Consider the following 18389-nt stretch of genomic DNA (forward strand, 5'->3'; position numbering starts at 1 on the left):
GAAATAAGGGCCTGCGCCCTGCATGTTCGGCAAAAAACGCCGCTACAGTAGCACATTGCACGCGCACGCGCCCGGCCCCGTCACCCCCTGCCCGCTGGCTCACAGGGGGTGCTGCCCCTGATGCAGCAGCAGGCCCCCCATTATCCAGCGTGCGGTGACGCCGCGGCCCTGATTGGGCTGCACCGCGCACTCCCCGCCTCTTTTCACTTCATGGTGCTCACTTCATGGGCCGGGCCCCCGCCGCCGAAGATAGGGTGCGGCCTTCGGCAGATAGCCAGATGATCTAACGCTTGATATTTATCCAGAAAAAATGCATAAAAAGATTTTGGTCATCGCGAATTATCTGCTCTGACCCGCCGACGACGGGAAATGACACCCCCATCGGGGCGCAACAACGGGCCCCTTGAGCCCCGCGAACCCTGAAGACGGGCATGGTCCCCTCTCTGGCAGGACGCCACTTTCATCATTCACGACAGGAGTTAAAGATGAGTCATTCCCTCTCCCAGGAGGCCTTCCTGGCCCAGGTCGCCAGCCGCAACCCTCACCAGCCCGAGTTCATCCAGGCCGTGAGCGAGGTGATCGCCTCCATCTGGCCCTATGTGGAGCGCCACCCCCGCTACCTGCAACACGGCCTGCTGGAGCGATTGGTGGAACCCGAGCGCCTGGTGCAGTTTCGGGTGAGCTGGGTGGATGACCAGGGCCAGGTGCAGGTGAATCGCGGCTACCGGGTGCAGCACAGCTCCGCCATCGGCCCCTTCAAGGGCGGCATGCGCTTCCACCCCTCGGTGGATCTCTCGGTGCTGAAATTCCTCGCCTTCGAGCAGACCTTCAAGAACGCCCTCACCACCCTGCCCATGGGGGGCGGCAAGGGGGGCAGCGACTTCGATCCCAAGGGCAAGAGCGAAGGAGAAGTGATGCGCTTCTGCCAGGCCCTCATGCTGGAGCTCTATCGCCACCTGGGGGCCAACACCGACGTGCCGGCGGGCGACATCGGGGTGGGCGGGCGCGAGGTGAGCTACATGGCGGGCATGATGAAGAAGCTCACCAACAGCGCCGAGTGCGTCTTCACCGGCAAGGGACTCTCCTTTGGCGGCAGCCTCATTCGTCCGGAAGCCACCGGCTACGGCCTGCTCTACTTTGTCGACGCCATGCTGGCCCATCGCGGCCAGTCCCTCGATGGCCTGCGGGTCTCGGTGTCGGGCTCGGGCAACGTGGCCCAATACGCCATCGAGAAGGCGATGGCCCTCGGCGCCCGCGTCATCACCGCCTCCGACTCCGGCGGCACCGTCTATGATCCGGACGGCTTCACCCCCGAGAAGCTGGCCCGTCTGATGGCGCTTAAAAACGAGCAGCGCAAGCGGGTGGCGGATTACGCCCACGAGCTCGGGCTCGAGTTCTTCAGCGGCCGCACCCCCTGGCACCTGGCGACCGACGTCGCCCTCCCCTGCGCCACCCAGAACGAGCTAGATGCCGAAGATGCGGCGCAGCTTATTGCCAACGGCGTGCAGCTGGTGGCCGAGGGGGCCAACATGCCCTCCAGCGCCGCCGCCATCCGCCTCTTCCACGAAGCAAAGGTGCTGTTCGCCCCGGGCAAGGCGGCCAACGCCGGCGGGGTTGCCACCTCGGGCCTCGAGATGAGCCAGAATGCCCAGCGCCTCTCCTGGACCCGGGAGGAGGTGGACGCCCGCCTCAAGGGGATCATGACCAGTATCCATGCCACCTGTGTCCGTTACGGTCAGGATGATGACCATGTGAACTACGAAAGCGGCGCCAATATTGCCGGCTTCGTCAAGGTCGCCGACGCCATGCTGGCGCAAGGGGTCTGCTGAGCGCCCTGGCCCGGGGCTTCACCCTCAACACAACGGCAGCCCTTGGGCTGCCGTTGTGTTTTGTGCCTGGCGCGACTTCACACTCTCTTCACCCAGGCATGAAAGTCTCCCATCCGCTCCATCTCGCTGACGAGGATGACAAGATGACGATGAAAACAGGTGCCCTGCTGATCCTGGCCGGGCTCGGCTGCTTTGTGGCCTTCAACCTGCTGGGCTCCACCCTCGATGCCCAGGGCTTCCTGCACGAGCCCTTTGCCCTGCTGCCCCTGGGCTATCTGCTGCTCTTCACCGGCATGGTGCTCACCGTGATCCCTCTGCTGCGCAAGGGGCGCACCAGGGAGCAATGACACAAATCGCAAGGTGCCAAGAGCTCAGCAATAGCGGCTGATCTCGATGAGGTTCTAATCCGGGTCCAGGCAATAGACCGATTCGTTGACATCCTCCCCCACCTTAGCGCTTCGCGTCACAGGAGGGGGATTCCCATTACTGGGTGATAGCTGCTCGCGCAGTACCGGGTTCCTGCTTCATCGGGCGGCCTGATTGCACCACGCCTCCACAGGCTAAAACGGCGTGTCCCGCCGCTAAAATATTGCGAGCGCCGTTCACATCGGCGTTCGCCTCATAACCACACGCAGCGCATTTAAACTGGCTTTGCGTCTGGCGGTTATCCTTCGCAGTATGCCCACAACAGGCGCACTGCTGGCTGGTGTAGGCCGGGTTTATCGCCAACACCTGACCGCCTCGCCATGCCTGCTTATATTCGAGCTGGCGGCGCAGCTCAAACCAGCCCTGATCTAATATCGAACGATTCAGCCCTGATTTTGCCCGGACGTTGCGCCCCGGCTGGCTGGTCGTGCCCGCTGCTGATTTTGACATGCTGGCAACCTTCAAATCCTCAATGACGATCATCGCGTGGTTTTTGCTGATAGTCGTTGTGACCTTGTGAAGGTAATCGCGGCGGGTATTGGCGATATGTGAGTGCAGCCGCTGGATCTTGGCTTTTTGTTTCTTCCAGTTGCTGCTGAACTTTACCTTTTTGCTCAACTGGCGTTGGAGCCTTGCCAGCTTGGTCTGATTGGTTTTGAAGCTGTTGACGGGCTCAAACACCGTGCCATCTGACAGGGTTGCGAGCTTGGCGATCCCCGCATCTAGCCCGACCATTGAGCCGGAGGGGTGAATTGGCTCAAGCGTCTCCTGCTCGACCTGAAAGGAGATATACCAGTGCCCGGCTGCTTGGCTGACGGTCGCGTTTTTAATTTTCCCTTCAACTGGCTGGGACTGACGGAACTTGACCCACGCCAGCCCGGCAGGCAGCTTCACGCGACCCTTTTCAAGGCGGCAATACTTGTCGAAGTTGACGAACCGGATAGCGTCGCGGTTGTCGCTTTTTTTCTTGAATACGGGTGCCTTGGCGGCGAGTTTCTTATCAAAGCAGCGCATCCACGCGCCATGCAAATCCTTGAGCTTCTGCTGGAGGTTGTCGGTATATGCCTCGGCCAGAAAGGCCATTTCTGGGTCTTTCTTCCAACTGGTGAGCATCCTGTTCAGCTCAAAGGCAGAAGGCAGTTTTTCGCCAGCATCCAGAATGCGTTTGGTTTCTGCCAGCCCGTGATTCCAGACATAACGAGCACAACCGCCCAACTGGCGCAGGCGTTGCGCTTGTTGTTCGGTCGGTTCGAGTCGGAATTTGTAGGCTTTCAGAATTTGCATTTAGCGCTCAGTGTGCAGCATCATTGCCATATCTATTAAGCCCGATTGAGTGACAGAATGCAATTCACTAAAATTAATAAATCACGCCATTCGGCCTACGCTTTGCACGTACATTTGGTGTTTATCACCAAGTATCGAAAGCCGATATTGGGGGATCTGCATCACGCTTCCTTCAGTCAGTGTGCGGCAGAGGTTTGCAGAGATTTTGGTGCGGAACTGAAAGAGTGTGACGGAGAGGCTGATCATGTTCACATGCTGATAGAGTACGCGCCAACGGTACAGCTATCGGTACTGGTGAACTCGTTAAAGGCGGTCACATCAAGGCGACTGCGTAATTAATTTCTGGACTTGAGAGGTGCTTACAGCAAACCCGTACTCTGGTCACGCTCTTACTTTGCGGGCTCTTGCGGCGGAGCACCGTTGGAGGTGATCAAGCAATACATTCAAAACCAGCGGGGCTGACGCCCCGGCGAAATTCCCCTCCCACCTACGTCGGAGGGAGTCCCCTTTCGCATTTAAGATGGGACCACAGGCACCGCTTTTCATCACTGGCCCCTCCACGATTTCGACCCCCTGGCTCGCCAGCTGGGCCATCACCTGATCCAGGGGCCAGCTGGTGATGAGGCAGAGATCCCCCGACCCCACCTGCGCCCGGTTGCGCGCCTCCTCCCCCAGCAACTGCAAATTGATCTTCTGGTTGCCAAAACGCAGCGCCCGGCGGCCTGCCCCGAAGGTGATGGGCTCCATCTTGAAGGCGCCGCTGTAAAATGCCACCGCCCGCTCAATGTCGCTGACCGTCAATACCAGATGGTCGATATGGCTTATCATGCTTGCTCCCTGTCATGGTGATTGCCGCACCATCATACCCACCCGCCTCAATAGAAACTGTGGCATGGTGCACAGGGGGCTAACCACGTATTTTGACTAGGGAAATACCTTAACGCACGGCAGCACACGCCTTGTCACGCTGGGCCAGCAGGGTTTCGTCATTACTGCCCATGGCCGCCAGAATGGCCTGATTACAGGCCCGCTCCGCGAGCTTACCCGGGCTCTGCTGGGCATCGGCGATCTCCGCGATCATGGGGCGATAGCCGATGGCGGCCGAGCAGTACATGGTGCGGTACTTGGGAAGCTGCCAACTGCTGTCGTCTTGCCGTGTCAGGTCATCGCACAGTTTACCAAACAGTGCCTGCGCCTTGACCGTGCACTGACTGAAGCGCCGCACATCTTGCTCGTAGGGACGGCAGACACTTTGCTGTTTTATCTGCCAGAGCTGGAAAGAGAAGGGAACCTGCTCTCCCTCATAGGGCACTACCAGCGTTTTTAGCTCGGTGCCATAGATATCCGTCACCTGCTGCTGCACCAGATTGAGATAAGCCGAAAAAAGATAAGATATTGGATCCATCACTACCTCCCTGTGGTTCGCCTTCTCTATCTTCGCCGCCCATGGCTAGATAGATCTTCAAATGGGCAAAATTAGATAACAGCTTACTGATTTAGCTAAAAAAAATGATACCCTGCCTACTCCCCTTATGCACAAGATTCAAGGTCAGTCACCATGCAGCAATGTGGTATTTATGAACAACTCATCACACAACTGTTGGCATCAAGACTAGATCGATCGCATTTCTACATCGGGGAACGACAACTGGAGTCTGCGGAGGCCTCAGTCTGGTTATCACGATTCCTAACTCGTGTGTTGGAATATGCAGTAGGCTCGGTCACTGGCGATGACCCATTACAACGGCAGATTGAGCTGGCTAACCAGTTATTGCTTTGGCTAAAAGATCGCATACAAGACCCAGACTTTATTGGCGAGAACCTTATCGACAGTCAGGGAAAAATACTGACCGCTCTGTACCAGTTGGACAACCCCATTTCCGCCAATTTAAAACAATATGTTGACGATATTTCCCCTCTGACCGGTCTAACGCAAAGTGAGCTGTTCTGCGGCAGCAATGCGGGTTTGTCGATGGAGTCAGAGATTAAACGGGAGATATTATCGGCAGATAGCATCTGCTGGCTGGTCTCATTTATCAAGTGGGCAGGTATCCGTATTTTCCGTCATGAGCTGGAAGAGTTCACTCGCAGCGGCCGCCAATTAAAAGTAATTACTACCTCATATATGGGGGCGACCGACGCCAAGGCAGTTGAATTTTTAGCCAGCCTCCCAAATACCGAAGTCAAACTCAGCTATAACACCCAGCGCGAGCGGTTGCATGCCAAGAGCTATCTCTTTTGCCGAAATACCGGTTTTCATACCGGCTATATAGGTTCCTCCAATCTCTCTCACTCTGCCCTCACCAGCGGCTTGGAGTGGAACCTAAAAATCACCTCGCAAGAGATCCCTCATATTATCGAGAAATCCCTGAGTACCTTTGAAACCTATTGGGAATCCGATGATTTTGAGCTGTTTGATGGCAAGCTCGAAAGCCGTACAAAATTGCAGCATGCACTGCAAGAGGCCCGTGGGGATGGGGACAGAAATAACCCTGCCTATTTCTTTGATATCACGCCGTTTCCCCATCAACTGGAGATCCTTGAACAATTGGCGATGGAGCGCGCTTTACACCAGCGCTTTCGTAACTTGGTGGTAGCGGCTACCGGTACAGGGAAAACTCTGATCTCCGCCTTTGATTTTGCGCATTTTTTGAAAACCAAACCCGATGCCAAGTTTCTGTTTGTCGCCCACAAAGAGGAGATCTTGCGCCAAGCATTAGCCTCGTACCGCGGAGTGCTCAAGCAATCAAATTTTGGCGAACTCTTGGTCGGCGGCGCCGTGCCAACCCACTACCGTCAGCTGTTTGCCTCGGTGCAATCCTTGAATAACCAGCTGGCTAATTTACGTCTTAGTCAAGACTATTTCGATTACATCGTCATTGATGAGGTTCACCATATTGCGGCGGCCAGTTATCGCGGTCTGCTCGCCACCTTTGAACCTCAGATTCTGTTGGGATTAACCGCAACGCCAGAGCGCCATGATGGCGGTGATATTCTTGCCGACTTTTGTGGTGTCATCGCAGCAGAGATCCGCTTGCCCGAGGCCATCAATCGTCGCCATCTCTGTCCGTTCCAATATTTTGGTATCGATGATGATACTGACTTGCGCCAAGTGACTTGGAAAAATGGCCGTTATGACATTACTGAGCTCACCAATATCTATACCCACAATCAGCAGCGGGTACAGAAGATAGTCCAGAGCCTCAATGAGATCGTCACCGATATTACCAAGATCAAAGCACTGGCATTTTGTGTGAGCCGTGAACATGCCGACTTTATGTGCAAGGCATTTTTATTGAAGGGCATCAAGGCTGACATCCTCACTAGCGATAACCGAGACGAGCGACATAGTAAGCAACAAGATTTGCGTACCGGCGTTATCAATATTCTCTGCGTGGTGGACATCTTCAACGAAGGGGTTGATATCCCGGAAGTCGATACCTTGCTGTTTTTACGACCAACGGAAAGCCTCACCATCTTCTTGCAGCAATTGGGACGTGGCCTGCGGCTGGCGAGCGATAAAGAGTGCTGCACCGTATTGGACTTTGTTGGGAATGCCCGTGCGGAGTATGACTTTGCCCAGAAATTCCGGGCTCTGGTGGGTAAAACCAATAAGGCGATCAGCCACGAGATCAAACAGGGCTTCCCTCACGCCCCCTTGGGCTGCCGCATCGAGCTCTCAAAACAGACCCAAGAGTTAATTCTGAGCAATATCAAAAAGGCGACTCTCAATACCTCGCGCCTCATGGGCCTGATCCGCCGTTTCTCACAGGATTGCGATTTACCGCTGACACTGGCGAATTTTCTGAAGTTCTACCCTCATATCAGCCTTGAGGAGATCTACAAGCGCGGCAATTGGAGCGCCTTGGTCAAACAGGCCCACAACCATACCATTTCTGAAATGAGTGATGAGAAGCTGTCGACCCTCTACACCCGGGCCATCAAAACCCGGCTATTGGGCTGCGATGCGCTCCATTACTTGAACTTCTTACAAACCTTGGTGGAAAGCGCCTTTACCTTAACGGCTGAGCACGATGAGCGGATGGCCTTGATGTGCCATTACGACTTCTGGCAACAAAGCGGCCCCAACGCAGGCTTTAGCTCCTTGGCGCACAGCCTGAAACAACTCAATCAACCAGAGTTAAGGGCCGAGCTGGCAGATCTGTTGCCCATGCTGATCAACCGGGTGCAGCACGAACAAAGCGCCATGCCAGATCTTCCCGGCAATCCACTACAACTGCATGCTCGCTATGCCAGAGAGCAAGTGCTGGTTGGCTTTGGGGCAACCACCTTCGCGCAGCAACCCACGGCTCGCGAAGGGGTCTATGTCATCGCAGAGCACAATATCGAGTTGCTGTTCGTGACCTTGAACAAAACGGAGCAGCACTTCTCCCCCACCACCCGTTATCACGACTACGCCATTAATGAGTCACTGTTCCATTGGCAGAGCCAAAACAGCGCTCGCCCAGAGCGAGGCAAGGGGCTGAGTTACATAAACCACAGGGCAGAGGGTAAGCGCGTGTTTCTGTTCGTTCGTGAGCAGAGCAAAGATGAATTTGGCCGCACCCTTGGCTTTGTGAACTTTGGTGAGGTGGAGTACATCTCCCACAGCGGTAGCCAACCGATGAACATTAAATGGCGTCTCACTACTCCGATGCCGCCTTTTATGTGGAAAGAAGCGGCCAAATTGGCAGTTGGCTGAGCGACCCATCACAACAAGGCCCACCCACGGCGGGCCGCCTTCGTGTGGTCAGCAGGCAATCCGCTCTATGCGACCACCACTGAGTTTGAAGAAGGCATCCTGTGGCAGCTCCTGCAGCCAGGTGGTGGTGTAGTCCAGATCCACATAGGCGCCGCGCAGCATGGCGCCAAAGAGACCGTGAGAAACCACGATGGCCTGCTCGGCAATCTGCTCGTCCTCAAGCCATTGCCGGGCCCGGCGCTGAATGCTCTCAAAACTCTCGCCATGGGGGGCCCGCAGATACCAGTCCGGCTCCTCCAGATCCAGCTCGGGGTGGGCCGCCAGCAGCTCGGGCACCCGGCGACCCTCCCACTCCCCCATCCCCAGCTCCACCAGCCGCTCGTCCCAGATGATGCGCTCCTGGTCCAAGCCAAGCTGCTGACACACCCGCTCCGCCGTCTGCCGTGCCCGGCCGAGGGGGCTGGCGTAGATCGTCCAGTCGGTGGGCTCGGCCAGGAGCTTGGCCAGACGGGCCCCCATGGCGAGGGCCTGGGCTTCTCCCCTGGGGGTCAACTCGGAGTTGCAACGCCCCTGCAACCGCAATTCGGCGTTGTAACGGGTCTGGCCATGGCGCAGCAAATAGAGGGTTCGAGACATGGTTTCTCCAGCAGAGTCAACGAGATAAGAAAACAGGGGGAAGATGATAACAGATGTACCGGGTCAACCAAGACCCGGAGGATGCAGGCTTGTGCTGACTCCTTGAGCGCATGGCCTGCGGCTATCGTGATAAGGACGACAGGGGCTGCGCGCCTTTATCGCACAGGCGCCTTGTGCGCTTACCACACGCCTTCGCCACGGGCCCGCCAGCGCCGTGGCAAGCGCCCCATGCTCCCCTATCTTGTTGTTCAGACGGAATAAAATGGGGATGTGCCGGTTTATCGGTCACAGGATGGCGGCCAAAGCCAGAAAAGACAGAGTTTTTGCTCTGATCCGGGGGCCATTTTGGTACGTATCTCTGGCTCACGACAGGGACGCCTGGTGTACAATCTGCCACCCGATTTCCCCTGACCCGGCCCAGGCTCAGGCCCTGATGTACCCCAGAGTAAATGAACGTGACCCCAACCCACCCCATGCTCGACAGTTATTACAGCCAGGATCTGGTGTTCTTCTCCATCCTGGTGGCGGTGCTCGCCTCCTATACGGCGCTGACCATGACCAGCCGGGTGAGCCAGAGCCGGGGACGGGCCGCCGTGCTCTGGCTCGCGGGGGGAGCCTTCGCCATGGGGCTCGGCATCTGGTCCATGCATTTTATCGGCATGCTCTCCTTCAACCTGCCCATCGCGCTGGGATACGATCTGACCCTCACCGGTCTCTCCCTGGTGGCAGCCATCGGCTCCTCGGCCTTTGCGCTCTGGCTGGTGAGTCGTCCCCAGCTCCCCTGGCACCAGATCCTGTTCGGGGCCGTGCTGATGGGGGCCGGCATTGCCACCATGCACTACATCGGCATGGCGGCCATGAAGATAGCGCCTGGCATCCACTACCTGCCTGGGCTCTTCATCCTCTCCATCCTCATCGCGGTATTCGCCTCGGGGGCCGCACTCTGGATAGCGTTTCGCCTGCGCAACAGCTCGCCCCGCGCCTTCTTCAGCAAGGCCTTCGCCTCCCTGGTGATGGGGACAGCCATCATCGGCATGCACTACACCGGCATGGCGGCGGCCCAGTTCCCCGCAGAGAGCCTGTGCGGGGCCCTCTACACCGGTCTCAATACCCAGTGGCTGGCAACCGTGGTCATCATAGTGACCCTGGCGGTGTTCGCCATCGCCTTCGTGCTCTCCATGCTGGATGCCCACGCCGCCAGGCTCTCCACCTCCCTGCATCAGGCCCACGACGAGCTGCTCAAGCTGGCGCTCCATGACAGCCTGACCCGGCTGCCGAACCGGCTGCTGTTTGCCGACCGGCTGGAGCAGCGCATCCAGGAGTGTCAGCACAGCCAGCGCAGCTTCTCCCTGCTGTTTCTCGATCTCGACGGCTTCAAGATCATCAACGATGCCCACGGCCACCACACCGGGGATCTGCTGCTGGCCGAGGTGGCCCAGCGCATCACCGGCCTGCTCGGTGCCAGCGACACCGCCTCGCGCTTTGGCGGGGACGAGTTCGTGCTGGCCCTGGCGCCGGGGGATGTGAGCCAGACCACGGCCTTCGCCGAGCGGCTGCTGGCCACCCTGGCCCAGCCCTATGAGTGGGAGCACCACAGCCTGCACATCACCGCCAGCATCGGCATTGCCGTCTATCCCCAGGATGGCACCAGCCTGCACGAGCTGACCCTCAACGCCGATGCCGCCATGTATTACGCCAAGGAGCAGGGGCGCAACGACTACTACTACTTCGACAGCGCCATGAACGCCAACGCCCACCAGCAGTTCCTGCTGCACAAGGAGCTGCAACACGCCCTGGAGCGGGGGGAGCTGGCCCTGCACTACCAGCCCAAATACTGTGCCCGCAGCGGCCAGGTGGTCGGCGCCGAGGCCCTGCTGCGCTGGCAGCACCCGGAGCATGGTGCCGTCTCGCCGGCCAGCTTCCTGCCGCTGGCGGAGAAGAGCCGGCTCATCATCCCCATCGGCAACTGGGTCATCGACGAGGCGTGCCGCCAGATGAGCGCCTGGCGGGCGGCGGGTCATCACGACTGGAGCGTGGCAGTCAATCTCTCCACCATCCAGCTCGCCAGCCCCGGGCTGCTGGAGGAGGTGCAGGGCGCCCTCGCCCGCCATCGGCTCGAGGCCCGTCACCTGACCCTGGAGATCACCGAATCCACCGCCATGCAGAAGGCCGAGGAGAGCCTCGCCATCCTCAACCGTCTGGCCGAGCTCGGCCTTGGCATCTCCATCGACGACTTCGGCACCGGCTACTCCAGCCTGCTCTACCTCAAGCGCTTCCCCGCCAACGAGCTCAAGATTGACCGGGGCTTTGTCACCACCCTGGAGCGGGGGGGCGATGATGCCACCATCATCGCCGCCATCATCGCCCTGGGTCAGGCCCTGGAGATGCGCATCGTGGCAGAGGGGGTGGAAACCCCGGAGCAGCGGGACCTGCTGACCGAGCTGGGCTGCGACACCTTGCAGGGCTACCTGCTCGGGCGCCCCATGACCGGGGAGCAACTGCTTGTCCACTGCGCTCCCGAGACTCCCCAACGGGTGCTGGAAGGTGTGCTTGCCTGACAAGCAGGTGAGGCGCAGCGCCCGTGTCGCCAGGGTCATCACCAGCCCGATTGCGTCCCTTCACGACTCAAGGTAGTCTGCTGCAAGACTCGAATGCTCCTTTATTTTGCCGGGCGCATCGAGCGCCCCCCATGGCAGATCACCCGTTCAGAGGAGCCACATCCATGGCCAGATACCAGTTCTTCAGCGTCCCCGCCTCCCGCCGTCAGCAATATACCTATGTCGACATGGCCTCCCCCACCTTCCTCACGGAGAAGGAGGCGCTGCTGACGCAAGGGTTCGAGGTGGAAGAGGATTTCATCGACGCGGCCACTCCCCGCGAGGCGGTGGAGAAGTACAGATCCGGTTTTCTCTACGTGGCGGACGAGATAGGCAAGTCAGACGAGGCCTATGCGGCGGCAACGGCCTTGCTGGAGATGGGCAATAAGATCCTGGGCCGCAAGGCGGGCTGAACAAGGCGGGCCGCCGGGACGATACCCCGATGGCCCGCAGGCAGTCAGCGTTGGGGGTGCTGGCGGAGCATCTCCACCAGCTCCTCTTCACTGCCGGGTTCATGGGCAAGCTGCAGGCTGGGGGCGGCGCCCCCCATCAGCATATAAACGTGAGTGCTGCAGTGATCGTAGTGATACCACTTACCGTCGATACAGACGTCGGTATAGCATCTCGGGTCCCTCTTGAGTTCCATACGCACATCCTTATGTGTCATTCACCAACATCACTCTTGACCGTAAAATAAGGGACCTAAGTCCCCCTTGACCTGGATCAAGGGAGGTGGCGGGCAAAAGCGGGCAGTGGCCGGATCTGGCCGGGGCGGGATGCCGCCAGCCTGGATGACAGAGCCCGCCAACCGGCCCCAGCCAGGCAACAGCGCAACAAAAACGGCGCCCGAAGGCGCCGTTTTTCATGTCCGTCATTTGACCGACGGGGAACAAGCCGCTGGCTTATTCGTCTTCCAGGTAGGCGTAGCCTTGCAGACCCAGCTCCAGCTCGTCGAGCAGGGCCTTGCGGGTCTCGTCGTCCAGCGCCGGGTGGGAGACGATGCGCTGGTAGTTCTCGCGGATCACGGACGGGTCGATGTTGACGTAACGCAGCAGCTGGTCGACGGTGTCGCCACGCACCACGTTGCGGATGTCCATCTTGCCTTCTTCATCCAGCCACACTTCCGCGCAGTGGGTGTCACCGAACAGGTTGTGCAAATCCCCCAGGATCTCCTGATAGGCACCCACCAGGAAGAAGCCGACGTGGCACTCTTCGTGCTCCCCGTAGACCGGCATCGGCAGGGTGCTTTCCACCCCCAGACCGTCGACGTAGTGCTCCACCTGACCGTCGGAGTCACAGGTGATGTCCATCAGGATGCCGCGGCGGGTGAGCGGACGATCAAGACCGGCCAGCGGCATCACCGGGAACACCTGACCGATACCCCAGGCATCCGGCAGGGACTGGAACAGGGAGAAGTTGGCAAAGCACTTGTCCGCCAGTTTCTCGGAGAGCTCGTCGGCCAGGGCGCGGTGGTTGCGGTTGACCGGGTTCAGCAGCTCCTTGAGCGCCAGACAGGTGTTCTGGTGCAGCATCTCGGCCCAGGCGCGTTGCTCCAGGTTCAAGAGGCCCATGGTGTACTGGGCGTTGACGTCACCGAGATCCGCCACGGAGTCGTGGAAGATCTCCAGCAGGGAGGGATCTTCCCCGCGCAGGTCCAGCCAGCCTTTCCACATGTTCTGCAAGATGGTGGGCGCGTCTTCGTCCGGGGCGCTGATGTCGTTCACCTCCACCCCTTCGGCACCAATGATGTTGGTGACCAGCACGGCGTGGTGTGCAGTCAGGGCACGGCCGGACTCGCTGATGATGGTCGGGTGCGGCAGGTCGAACTCGCGGCACACATCGCCGATGCCCCAGACCACGTTGTTGGCGTACTCGGAGAGGCTGTAGTTCGCGGAGCAGTGGCTCTGGGAACGGGTGCCCTCGTAGTCCACACCCAGGCCGCCGCCCACGTCCACCACCTCGACCTTGGCGCCAAGACGGCACAGCTCGGCGTAGAAGCGGCCGCACTCGCGGATGCCGCCCTGGATGTCGCGGATGTTGGCGATCTGGGAGCCCAGATGGAAGTGCAGCAGTTGCAGGCAGTCCAGCTTGCCGAGGCTGCGCAGACGCTCCACCAGCGCCAGGATCTGGGAGGCGGAGAGACCGAACTTGGACATGGAACCGCCGCTCGATTCCCACATACCGGAGCCGGTGGACGCCAGACGGGCGCGCACCCCGATGTTGGGCTTGATGTTGAGACGAGCTGACTCGTCCAGCACCATTTCCAGCTCGGAGGGCTTCTCCACCACGATGTAGACCTTGTGGCCCATCAGGTTGCCCAGGAGGGCGTGGCGGATGTATTCGCGGTCCTTGTAACCGTTGCAGACGATCACGGACCCTTGCTCATGATGATGGGACAGCACGGCCAGCAACTCGGGCTTGGAGCCCGCTTCCAGCCCAAGCCGGGGCTTGTCGCTGTAGGACTGACTGATGGTCTCGATGACGCGGCGCTGCTGGTTTACCTTGATCGGGTAAACGCACAGGTAATCCCCTTCATAGCCTGACTTTTCGATGGCCTGACCGAAGGCGTTGAACAGCGCATCGACCCGGCTCTTGAGGATGTCGGGGAAACGCAGCAACACCGGCGTGGTCAGCCCGGACTGGCGCAGTTGCTCGATGGCCTCGGACAGCACGATCTGAGCCTCGGGGCGAGACTTGTCGGGAGAGACGGTCACATGACCGGCGTCATTGATATTGAAAAAACCCGCACCCCAGTAGGGAACGTTGTAGACCTTCAAGGAGTCCTTGCTGGACCAGTTAGTCATGGGCTATGCCTCGCAAATGAGCGGCCGTGGGCCGCCTTCGTTACCCTCAATCACATCCAGACCATTGATTGCAAAATGCGGCAAGCCAGAGCGGCCTGCTGACGTTGGACCCGCAACGGAGCATGCTCCGCCACATCCTGTTCATTGCACATCGCGGCAAGCCAAGGCTGCCTGGTGGATCTTGGGAAGTAACGAGTCTTGATGTGGGGCTGGTGGCTTTACATCAAGCTCAACGGTATGCGGTAACACCTTGCCGGCGTACCGCGGTACTTTGATGACAATCGGCATCAGCCACGCCGTTTGTTCATCATTCGGCAGCCATCCCGACGGACAGGAGAAGGTTTCAAGGAAGAGAAGGGAAGACGTCAGCACGCATCATGTTGATGGACGACAACCACTACGACCCGCTCAACGCCAGTGACCGCCCATGACAAGGGAGATGATGAGCCCGAAGCCCACTCGGTCAGCTGAAAGATGAGAGTCCGTTGTTCTCCCTGATACCGGAGCCTAACCGGTATTAAAGAAACCATTCCCCAGCAGTGTCTGTCGTTTCTGCGTGCCTCGCCCTATAGGCGTCATGATCCTGCGGGTCTGGCGGACACGGCCTGCGCAGGGTTGCCCTCGGATCGGCGCGGAGTGTACACACTTACCGCAGCCAGTGACAATAAAAAATCGTGTTAAAAAACGGGTTTTCATCGGGGGGCAAAATCTCGCTGCCAGCAAGGCGGGCTCTGGGATGGCGGGGGATGAGAGCGCGTGGGCGAGGCGATGAAAATAACCAACACGTCACGCTTTTTGGGTCACCCCTTGCCAGCGCTGGGCCGAGGGGAAATTCAGCTTTTTCGCAATTGCTTAACCAGTTTTTATTTTGGAATTTTTATGCAAACTGCCGAGCAATGATCCCCGCCCCTCCCCTTCGATGGCCCTCCTCTCTCCCACAAAATCATCAAAAACTGCGCTGACGCAATAAGCGGCGCCGCCGTCTTGGCCACAATGACTCCTCTTTCGTGACCCGAGGCTTGCCCATGAACACCCTGCTTTCGCGCTTTCTCCACTACCTCACCTTTCATACCCGCTCCGATGCGACCAATCCTGCCTGCCCCAGCAGCGAGGGACAGCGCCTCTTCGCCCGGGCCCTGCGCGACGAAATGACGCAGATGGGGCTGAGCCAGGTCACCCTGGACGAGCATGGCTACCTCACCGCCTGCCTGCCGGGCAACCAGCCGGATGCCCCCGCCATCGGGCTCATCGCCCACATGGACACCGCCGATTACGAGGCCGAGTGCGTCGTTCCCCAGATAGTCGAGAACTATCAGGGGGGCGATATCTGCCTTGGCAAAGGGGACGAGGTGCTGGCCATCCGCCAGTACCGCTTCCTGAAAAACTACCTGGGGCAGGATCTCATCACCACCGACGGCACCACCCTGCTGGGGGCCGACGACAAGGCGGGCATCGCCGAGATCCTCACCGCCGTGGAATACCTGCAGGCTCACCCCGAGATCCCCCGTGGCGATGTCTGGGTCGGCTTTACCCCGGACGAGGAGATAGGGCGCGGTGCCGACCGCTTCCCGCTGGAGCGCTTCCCGGCCAAGTGGGCCTACACGGTGGATGGCGGCGAGCTCGGCGAGCTCGAATGCGAGAACTTCAACGCCGCCAGCGCCACGGTGCGCATCACAGGCAACAACGTCCACCCCGGCACCGCCAAGGGCAGCATGATCAACAGCCAGACCCTGGCCGCCCGCTTCCATGCCGCCATGCCCGCCGAGCAGACCCCGGAGTGCACCCAGGGGGATGAAGGCTTCTTCCACCTGGCCCGGATGGAGGGCACGGTGGAGGAGACCACCCTGCACTACCTCATCCGCGACTTCGACGATGACTGCTTCGCCGCCCGCAAGGCCCAGCTCAAGGAGCGGGTCGCCTCCCTGCAGCTGGACGCTCCCAGGGCGCGCATCACCCTGGAGATAGCGGACAACTACCGCAACATGCGCAGCCAGATAGCACCCCATCCCCACATCGTCGAGCTGGCCAAAGCCGCCATGGAGGCCGCCGACGTGGTACCCAAGATCAAACCCATTCGCGGCGGCACCGACGGCGCCCGGCTCTCCTTCATGGGGCTGCCTTGTCCGAACCTGTTCACCGGCGGCCACAACTTCCACGGCAAGCACGAGTTCATCCCCCTGCAATCCATGGAAAAAGCGGTCGCCACCCTGGTGGCGCTGGTGCGCCTCACCTCTGCCTGGCGGGCAGAGTAAGGGAGCAAGGACGGGGCTCGCCCCGTCATCAAACCGTCACCCAACCGACACACGAAAGGCACGCAGGGGCGTCAAGCTGGGGCAAAGTTCAGCGGAGCCTTGCCCATGTTCGATGTCGATACCCTGCTGGGGCAGCACCTGCCCCGCCTCGCCAGCCAGCCCCTCCTCCGCCCCCTGATGAGGCAGGGGCTGAGCTGGTTGCTGCACGAAGAGGCCTTCACCCGCTTTGCCGCGCGCCATCCCCACCTGCGCGGTCTGGACTTCGTCGAGCAGGCCCTCACCGAGCTCCACTTCGACTACCGGGTGAGCGAGGCCGAGCTCGAGCACATTCCCGCCAGCGGCCGGGTCATTCTTGTCGCCAACCACCCCATCGGCTCCCTGGACGGGCTGGCCCTGCTGCGCCTCATCGGGCGCATCCGCCCCGACGTCAAGATAGTGGCCAACCAGGTGCTGGCCCAGCTCACGCCGCTGCGCCCATTGCTATTGCCGGTGGACAACCTGGGGGGCAAGACCGACAGGCAGGCCATCCTCGCCATGAATGAACACCTCGCCGCCGACGGGGCCCTGGTTATCTTCCCCGCAGGCGAGGTCTCCCGCCTCGGCCCCAAGGGGGTGAAGGATGGCCCCTGGCAGGCCGGCTTCATCAAGCTGGCCCAACGCACCCGAACGCCCCTGGTGCCCATTCACCTGGGAGGGCGCAACAGCCTCTGGTTCTATCTCGCCTCCTGGCTCAACAAGCCCGCCTCCGCCCTGCTGCTGGTGCGTCAGCTGTTTCGCCAGCATGGGCAGACTCTGCCGGTGACCATAGGGGCGCGCATTCCCCTCGCCAGTTTTCAGGAGCTGCCGGCCAAGACGGCGGCCCGGCTGGTGCGCGGCCACCTCTACCGAATCGCTCGCGGCAAGGCGGGACGGCTGCAGACCGAGGCCCCCATCGCCCTGCCGGAGGATCGCCGCCTGCTGAAACAGGCCATCGACGGGTGCGAGCTGCTCGGCCAGACCCCGGACGGCCAGCGCATCCTGCTCTATCGCCGCCACGAGCAGAGCCACTCGGTGATCCTGCGTGAGCTGGGGCGCCTGCGGGAGATTGCCTTTCGGGCGGTGGGGGAAGGCTCGGGCAAGAGGCGGGATCTCGATGCCTTCGACGATGACTATCACCACCTCATCCTCTGGGATCCCGCCCGTCTCGACATCATCGGCGCCTACCGTTTCGCCCCGGTGGCCGAACGGCTGGCCAGCAAGGGGCTGGATGGCCTCTACAGCCACACCCTGTTCGGCTTCGAAGAGAAGCTGCTGCCCCGGCTGGAACAGGCCATCGAGCTTGGCCGCAGCTTCATCCAGCCCGCCTACTGGGGCAAGCGGGGGCTCGATTACCTCTGGTTCGGCATCGGGGCCTATCTGGCCCGCTATCCCCAATACCGCTACCTGTTCGGGCCCGTCACCCTCTCCGGCAGCCTGCCGCCGGCGGCCAAGGATCTGCTGGTGAGCTTCTATCGCCAGCACTTCGCCCCCGCCCTTGCCCTCGCCCCTTCCCGCCGCCCCTATCCCGCCACGCCGACGCTGTTCGAGGGGCGCGATTACGGGGACGACCTCAAGGTGCTCAAGGCCGGGCTCGACAACCTGGGCTGCGCCATTCCCACCCTCTACAAGCAGTACGCCGAGCTGTGCGAGCCGGGGGGCGTGCAGTTCATGGACTTTGGCATCGACCCGGACTTCAACCACTGCATCGACGGCCTGGTGTGGGTGGACGTGAGCCGCATCAAGCCCCACAAGCGGGCCCGCTATATCGGCCTCCCCGCCGGGGAAGGGCTGGCCACCTCTGGCGACCGTTGACCGGGGGCCGCAACGAAAGAGGGAGGCCT

12 protein-coding genes and 2 pseudogenes are annotated in these 18389 nt (G+C 60.3%); 8 read left to right on the forward strand and 6 right to left on the reverse strand.

What is annotated here, in order from left to right; all coding sequences use genetic code 11:
- The first annotated feature begins 485 nt into the window (after positions 1–485).
- Together gdhA and ACPW74_RS12255 are read left to right on the forward strand one after the other, a co-directional pair.
- Positions 486–1829, forward strand: coding sequence for an NADP-specific glutamate dehydrogenase (gdhA, locus tag ACPW74_RS12250; protein WP_041212764.1), 1344 nt, complete (start codon positions 486–488; stop codon positions 1827–1829).
- Between the two features lie 143 nt (positions 1830–1972).
- The gene (locus tag ACPW74_RS12255; protein WP_049636791.1) at positions 1973–2176 is read left to right on the forward strand and encodes a DUF3955 domain-containing protein; all 204 of its coding nucleotides are present in this window, start codon (positions 1973–1975) and stop codon (positions 2174–2176) included.
- A 136-nt stretch (positions 2177–2312) separates the two neighbouring features.
- On the opposite strand, the gene ACPW74_RS12260 is transcribed toward ACPW74_RS12255, so the two are convergent.
- Positions 2313–3539 (reverse strand): RNA-guided endonuclease InsQ/TnpB family protein, encoded by a 1227-nt coding sequence (locus tag ACPW74_RS12260; RefSeq protein WP_021141234.1) that lies wholly within the window; start codon positions 3537–3539, stop codon positions 2313–2315.
- Positions 3540–3596: 57 nt separating this feature from the next.
- On the opposite strand from ACPW74_RS12260, the pseudogene tnpA reads away from it, so the two are divergent.
- Positions 3597–4001, forward strand: a pseudogene (gene tnpA, locus ACPW74_RS12265) (IS200/IS605 family transposase).
- A 57-nt stretch (positions 4002–4058) separates the two neighbouring features.
- Here the strand turns inward: tnpA and ACPW74_RS12270 are convergent.
- Together ACPW74_RS12270 and ACPW74_RS12275 are read right to left on the reverse strand one after the other, a co-directional pair.
- Positions 4059–4367, reverse strand: a pseudogene (locus ACPW74_RS12270) (VOC family protein); the annotation flags it as partial.
- A 109-nt stretch (positions 4368–4476) separates the two neighbouring features.
- Positions 4477–4944, reverse strand: coding sequence for a hypothetical protein (locus ACPW74_RS12275; RefSeq protein WP_049636326.1), 468 nt, complete (start codon positions 4942–4944; stop codon positions 4477–4479).
- A gap of 153 nt (positions 4945–5097) precedes the next feature.
- Here ACPW74_RS12275 and ACPW74_RS12280 point away from each other — a divergent pair, with 153 nt between their 5' ends.
- Positions 5098–8241 carry a DUF3427 domain-containing protein gene (locus ACPW74_RS12280; protein ID WP_049636327.1) on the forward strand — a complete coding sequence of 1048 codons (3144 nt, stop codon included), beginning with the start codon at positions 5098–5100 and terminating at the stop codon, positions 8239–8241.
- 48 nt (positions 8242–8289) lie between these two features.
- On the opposite strand, the gene ACPW74_RS12285 is transcribed toward ACPW74_RS12280, so the two are convergent.
- Positions 8290–8877: a histidine phosphatase family protein gene (locus ACPW74_RS12285; RefSeq protein WP_049636328.1), complete on the reverse strand. Its 588-nt coding sequence runs from the start codon at positions 8875–8877 to the stop codon at positions 8290–8292.
- A 449-nt stretch (positions 8878–9326) separates the two neighbouring features.
- Between ACPW74_RS12285 and ACPW74_RS12290 the strand changes: the two genes are divergently transcribed.
- Entirely contained in the window at positions 9327–11435 is a 2109-nt protein-coding gene (locus ACPW74_RS12290) for a putative bifunctional diguanylate cyclase/phosphodiesterase (protein WP_223924602.1), read from the forward strand.
- 164 nt (positions 11436–11599) lie between these two features.
- On the forward strand, positions 11600–11887 hold the full coding sequence (locus tag ACPW74_RS12295) for a hypothetical protein (RefSeq protein ID WP_049636330.1): 288 nt from the start codon (positions 11600–11602) through the stop codon (positions 11885–11887).
- 44 nt (positions 11888–11931) lie between these two features.
- Here the strand turns inward: ACPW74_RS12295 and ACPW74_RS12300 are convergent, their stop codons facing one another.
- Together ACPW74_RS12300 and speA are read right to left on the reverse strand one after the other, a co-directional pair.
- The gene (locus ACPW74_RS12300) at positions 11932–12120 is read right to left on the reverse strand and encodes a hypothetical protein (RefSeq protein ID WP_010674183.1); all 189 of its coding nucleotides are present in this window, start codon (positions 12118–12120) and stop codon (positions 11932–11934) included.
- A 256-nt stretch (positions 12121–12376) separates the two neighbouring features.
- A complete protein-coding gene (gene speA, locus ACPW74_RS12305) occupies positions 12377–14278 on the reverse strand; it encodes a biosynthetic arginine decarboxylase (protein ID WP_029314286.1) in 1902 nt (633 codons plus the stop codon).
- 1025 nt (positions 14279–15303) lie between these two features.
- On the opposite strand from speA, the gene pepT reads away from it, so the two are divergent.
- Together pepT and ACPW74_RS12315 are read left to right on the forward strand one after the other, a co-directional pair.
- A complete protein-coding gene (gene pepT, locus ACPW74_RS12310; protein ID WP_049636331.1) occupies positions 15304–16530 on the forward strand; it encodes a peptidase T in 1227 nt (408 codons plus the stop codon).
- A gap of 105 nt (positions 16531–16635) precedes the next feature.
- Positions 16636–18360, forward strand: coding sequence for a lysophospholipid acyltransferase family protein (locus tag ACPW74_RS12315; RefSeq protein ID WP_049636332.1), 1725 nt, complete (start codon positions 16636–16638; stop codon positions 18358–18360).
- Positions 18361–18389: the final 29 nt, after the last annotated feature.

Origin of the sequence: Aeromonas sp. INTO2 (genome assembly GCF_049860605.1) — a bacterium.
Lineage (GTDB): Bacteria > Pseudomonadota > Gammaproteobacteria > Enterobacterales > Aeromonadaceae > Aeromonas > Aeromonas caviae.

Bases quoted from the DNA above. Each gene is read 5' to 3' on its own strand.
- ACPW74_RS12290 (WP_223924602.1), top strand. From the start codon at position 9,327: ATGAACGTGACCCCAACCCACCCCATGCTCGACAGTTATTACAGCCAG.
- ACPW74_RS12260 (WP_021141234.1), bottom strand. From the start codon at position 3,539: ATGCAAATTCTGAAAGCCTACAAATTCCGACTCGAACCGACCGAACAA.
- ACPW74_RS12295 (WP_049636330.1), top strand. From the start codon at position 11,600: ATGGCCAGATACCAGTTCTTCAGCGTCCCCGCCTCCCGCCGTCAGCAA.
- gdhA (WP_041212764.1), top strand. From the start codon at position 486: ATGAGTCATTCCCTCTCCCAGGAGGCCTTCCTGGCCCAGGTCGCCAGC.
- speA (WP_029314286.1), bottom strand. From the start codon at position 14,278: ATGACTAACTGGTCCAGCAAGGACTCCTTGAAGGTCTACAACGTTCCC.
- pepT (WP_049636331.1), top strand. From the start codon at position 15,304: ATGAACACCCTGCTTTCGCGCTTTCTCCACTACCTCACCTTTCATACC.
- ACPW74_RS12300 (WP_010674183.1), bottom strand. From the start codon at position 12,120: ATGGAACTCAAGAGGGACCCGAGATGCTATACCGACGTCTGTATCGAC.
- ACPW74_RS12255 (WP_049636791.1), top strand. From the start codon at position 1,973: ATGACGATGAAAACAGGTGCCCTGCTGATCCTGGCCGGGCTCGGCTGC.
- ACPW74_RS12280 (WP_049636327.1), top strand. From the start codon at position 5,098: ATGCAGCAATGTGGTATTTATGAACAACTCATCACACAACTGTTGGCA.
- ACPW74_RS12285 (WP_049636328.1), bottom strand. From the start codon at position 8,877: ATGTCTCGAACCCTCTATTTGCTGCGCCATGGCCAGACCCGTTACAAC.
- ACPW74_RS12275 (WP_049636326.1), bottom strand. From the start codon at position 4,944: ATGGATCCAATATCTTATCTTTTTTCGGCTTATCTCAATCTGGTGCAG.
- ACPW74_RS12315 (WP_049636332.1), top strand. From the start codon at position 16,636: ATGTTCGATGTCGATACCCTGCTGGGGCAGCACCTGCCCCGCCTCGCC.